Below are 3834 nucleotides of genomic sequence, written 5' to 3' on the forward strand. Positions count from 1 at the left end.
ATTTAAAAAAGTTGAAGGCTTTTCGAGAGAATCCGGATGCCTTCCTCGAAAAGCACAAGCAATCATTGCGTTCGAACTTAAAGAAGAGGGATTCCGATTAAAAGATGTTATAAAACAAGTGGATATTCCTGAGGCAACGTACCATTATCACATCAAGCAAATGCATCAAGAGGATCCGGATGAAACCTGGAATACCTTGATATTAGAGACTTTTGAGAAACATGAAGGTCGATATGGTTATCGCCGTATTCATGCGGAATTGAAAGCACAAGGATACACAATTAATCATAAGAAGGTACAGCGTATCATGCAGAAATTAAACTTGAAATGTGAGAAATTTGTACGCAAATCACGCTATAAATCTTATAAAGGGACGATAGGAAAGGTGGCAAAGAATCGTTTAAACCGCCGTTTCAGCACACCGAATCCCCTTCAAAAGCTTGTAACAGACGTAACGGAATTCAAATGTACAGATGGTGAAAAACTTTACTTAAGTCCAATCATGGATTTATATAACGGTGAAATCATTGGGTTTAGTATGTCAAAACGTCCAACACTAGATTTTGTGATAGATTCACTTAAACAAGTACTTCCTGTTATACAAGATCATGCAAAATATCGGACAACCATTCACTCAGATCAAGGCTGGCATTATCAACATAAAACATGGGTCAAAACATTAAAGCAGAACAAGATTTTCCAAAGCATGTCTCGAAAAGCAACGTGTGCAGACAATGCCGCAATGGAGAACTTCTTCGGCTTACTTAAACAGGAAATGTATTATGGGGAAGAATTGATTGCTTACGAAGCATTAAAAAAGAAAATTGTTCAATATATAGATTATTATAATAACGAGCGAATTAAACAAAAACTGGCCGGTATGAGCCCGGTAAAATACCGAATTCATACCAGCCAATTAGCTGCATAACAAAAACTCTAACTTTAAGGGGTCACTACCAANAATTTGAGGACTAAAAAGCTGTTTCTTTTTTCCGAATTTGCAATTGTCGTTCGAAACAAAAGCGTATAATATTTTGACGATCAATATCATCCGTATTGCTAAATTGTAATGGAGCTATTACAGTGTTATCTTTTTCAATGAACCTCACAACCTTTGCCGAAGTATGAACATATTGAACTCCATCACTTAAATTTGTAAATGGTAATACAATTGTCAATTCGACTTCATCGTTTTCTTTAAAAGGAACTGGTTGATTGATAATAATAGCTAATCCTCCGGCACTAATATCTTCCGTTATAAACTGAAAATACTGATGATTATATTCTATTGCCACATCAACAGGTGTTAGAACTCTTACAAATTCACGTCTTTGAATTTTTATGATTTCATCATCTGTCGGAAAAGAAAGCATAATCATTGGAATATTCGACATTACTCTACCTAAGACTTGCGTTTTAAACGCATGCGCCACTTTTGATTCGTCTACGAATGATGCTCGATATTGACTACCTTCAATTAGAAATGCGGTTTTATTTGTTTTTGTGTTAACGGGATAATCAATATAGATTGTATTATTCTTTTGTTCGACAATTTTACAGCGAAAACTTTCCCTATTTTCTGAAGAAATTGATTCTAAAATGATGTTAGTACCTAATTTCAATTCCATTGCAATCTCCCTTTATGAATCTTAAGTTCTATATATATTATGCCATGGAATAGGTTATATATCTATATAATTATAGGTCGTATGATTCAGGAAAGTTTTTCATTTTTAATAACCTCTCCTGTTTCTGTATCAACTAAAACTTTATATGTGTGTGGAACTTTTGAAGAGTTAACACGAACAGTCAATTCATAACATAACCTTTCAACAAAATCTTTATTTTCTACATACGCTAAATCTTCATTGACAACTGTCGCTTTATTTGTAAAAAATTCGTCCCAATTCATCTTTTTCATCATTTGAGGTTTCAGTTTTTCTTTTTGAATATACTCAACACCATTTAGTCCAACTATTTCTCCTGTATCTTTTGCGATTTTCACTTGCACTCCATCTGCATATACTTTAGCTTTCGTTTTTTCTTCTACACGAGCATAAGTAAAATGCCATACTTCACTATTTTCCCTTGCATCTGTTTCCTTTACATCTTTATAACCTAATTCTTTCAGCCGCTCATCGGCTAAGTTTTTAAGTTTTTCTACTGATAAGGAATTTTTCTCAAAAGGTCTTTCAATTAAATAAGAAAGTAAATGTCCACCTTTTTGGGTAATATCAGCGTACCCAGTGCGTTCACCTTTATGAAAAGCAATATGATAAAAAGAATACGGAGCACCCTTTTTACTTTGTTTCACAGACAAAGTGGCATTTTTAAATTCAGGGAACATTTCATAAAAACGAGTGATTGCTTCATCCTTCGTAATTTTCTTGTCATTGAGATCCCTTAACTCTTTCTTTTTCTCATGATCAGCTTCACTTGCAGTTAATGGAAAATCACTTTCTGTATAAGTTTTTACCGATTTAGATAAATTTTTAAATCCGGAAGTATTTGCATTTGAAGTTTGTTCCTCAAGCCAATTTTTATAATTAGTATCTCCACTTAAGTAATGTGCAGTTGCTATCTGCCAATCAGAAGAGAAATTAGTTAAATTGTTTGAAATTTGACTAACATTCTTCTGCCATTGTTCTGCATTTTCTTGTGAAGTCATAGTCATTTTCGCATTGTTTCCTAATCTTCCTAAATAATTCATCCATTCAGTAGTAAATTCACGATCTAAAGGTAGGTCAGCAATTGAATAACGAATATCTGAAGATAATCTCCAAACGTTTTGTAGAGAATCATGAAAAGCCGTAGGGTCACTAAATAAGAGTGATTGCTGAACTGCCTGCTGTAATTCATTTAGCTGAGTTGAAGCATCTGCCATCTTACCTGTATATTGTCCTTGCAACAAATACTTTAACTCTTGGTTTTCTCGGCTAGAAGCAACACTAAATATTAGGCAAGCAGCTACTGCATAACTTAATAAGAAAATTGTTTTTTTCATCTATATCCACCTCATTTTAAATACAGAAAATATGCTCGCCGATTTCCTTAATTTTCTTTCTCGACCAAATCCATTCGCTAGTAGCAGTTTTAGGATTAAAATAATATAACGCATTTTCAGAAGGGTCCCAACCATTCATAGCATCTAATACTGCCTCTTTTGCTTGCTCATTTGGTTCCAACCAAATTTGGCCATCAGCAACAGCGGTAAATGCCCTAGGTTGGAATATAATCCCGGATATTGTATTTGGAAAATCTGGGCTATCAAGGCGATTTAGTATAACTGCCGCTACAGCTACTTGACCTTCATATGGCTCTCCTCTTGCTTCTCCAAATACTGCATTAGCCATGAGTTTTAAATCCTCTTCCGTAAAATTGCTTGGTACTTGGAAATTTGTACTTGAACCAGTGCCATTGGAACTTTGATTGTCTAAATCCTGATTTCCATAATGGGTGAATGCATTTCCTTTATTTATCTGATCCATAACATAGTCCTTGTTATACTTCGAAACAGAAGTTAGTTTTTGTTTTGTTTTGGAACCAGCTATACCATCAACAGGTAATCCATATTGTTCTTGAAAATCTCTTAATGCCCAATAAGTTCCATAACCAAATCTACCGTCTATAGTACCGTTATAATAGCCTATATATTGTAGTCTAGATTGAAGTTCAATTACATCATCTCCAAAAGCTCCTTTTGTAATGACTTGGTTAGAAAAAGCATCACTATTTTGTGGTGCAATACTAGTGATAAAAACACTTAACAACAACAATAACAATATTTTAGAGCGTCTCATTTCATATCTCCTCGTATATTAGTAGTAAGAGCTC

The 3834-nt window shown here is 34.2% G+C and carries 4 protein-coding genes; 1 reads left to right on the forward strand and 3 read right to left on the reverse strand.

Features of this window, described 5'->3' with window-relative positions; all coding sequences use genetic code 11:
- Positions 1-928 (forward strand): IS3 family transposase (locus tag CW357_RS17745; RefSeq protein ID WP_124218770.1); only part of this gene is annotated, 928 nt, incomplete at its 5' end.
- 43 nt (positions 929-971) lie between these two features.
- Here CW357_RS17745 and CW357_RS17750 read toward each other — a convergent pair.
- The 3 genes from CW357_RS17750 to sleB all read right to left on the reverse strand — a co-directional run bounded on the left by CW357_RS17750 (position 972) and on the right by sleB (position 3800).
- On the reverse strand, positions 972-1628 hold the full coding sequence (locus tag CW357_RS17750; protein WP_119417098.1) for a flagellar brake protein: 657 nt from the start codon (positions 1626-1628) through the stop codon (positions 972-974).
- 86 nt (positions 1629-1714) lie between these two features.
- Positions 1715-3004, reverse strand: coding sequence for a PepSY1/2 domain-containing protein (locus CW357_RS17755; RefSeq protein ID WP_124218772.1), 1290 nt, complete (start codon positions 3002-3004; stop codon positions 1715-1717).
- Positions 3005-3020: 16 nt separating this feature from the next.
- Positions 3021-3800: a spore cortex-lytic enzyme gene (gene sleB, locus CW357_RS17760; RefSeq protein ID WP_124218773.1), complete on the reverse strand. Its 780-nt coding sequence runs from the start codon at positions 3798-3800 to the stop codon at positions 3021-3023.
- Positions 3801-3834 lie beyond the last annotated feature (34 nt).

This window comes from Rummeliibacillus sp. TYF005 (assembly GCF_003844195.1).
Classification (GTDB): Bacteria; Bacillota; Bacilli; order Bacillales_A; family Planococcaceae; genus Rummeliibacillus.

Coding starts and splice junctions, on each gene's coding strand:
- CW357_RS17750 (WP_119417098.1), bottom strand. CDS start 1,628: ATGGAATTGAAATTAGGTACTAACATCATTTTAGAATCAATTTCTTCA.
- sleB (WP_124218773.1), bottom strand. CDS start 3,800: ATGAGACGCTCTAAAATATTGTTATTGTTGTTGTTAAGTGTTTTTATC.
- CW357_RS17755 (WP_124218772.1), bottom strand. CDS start 3,004: ATGAAAAAAACAATTTTCTTATTAAGTTATGCAGTAGCTGCTTGCCTA.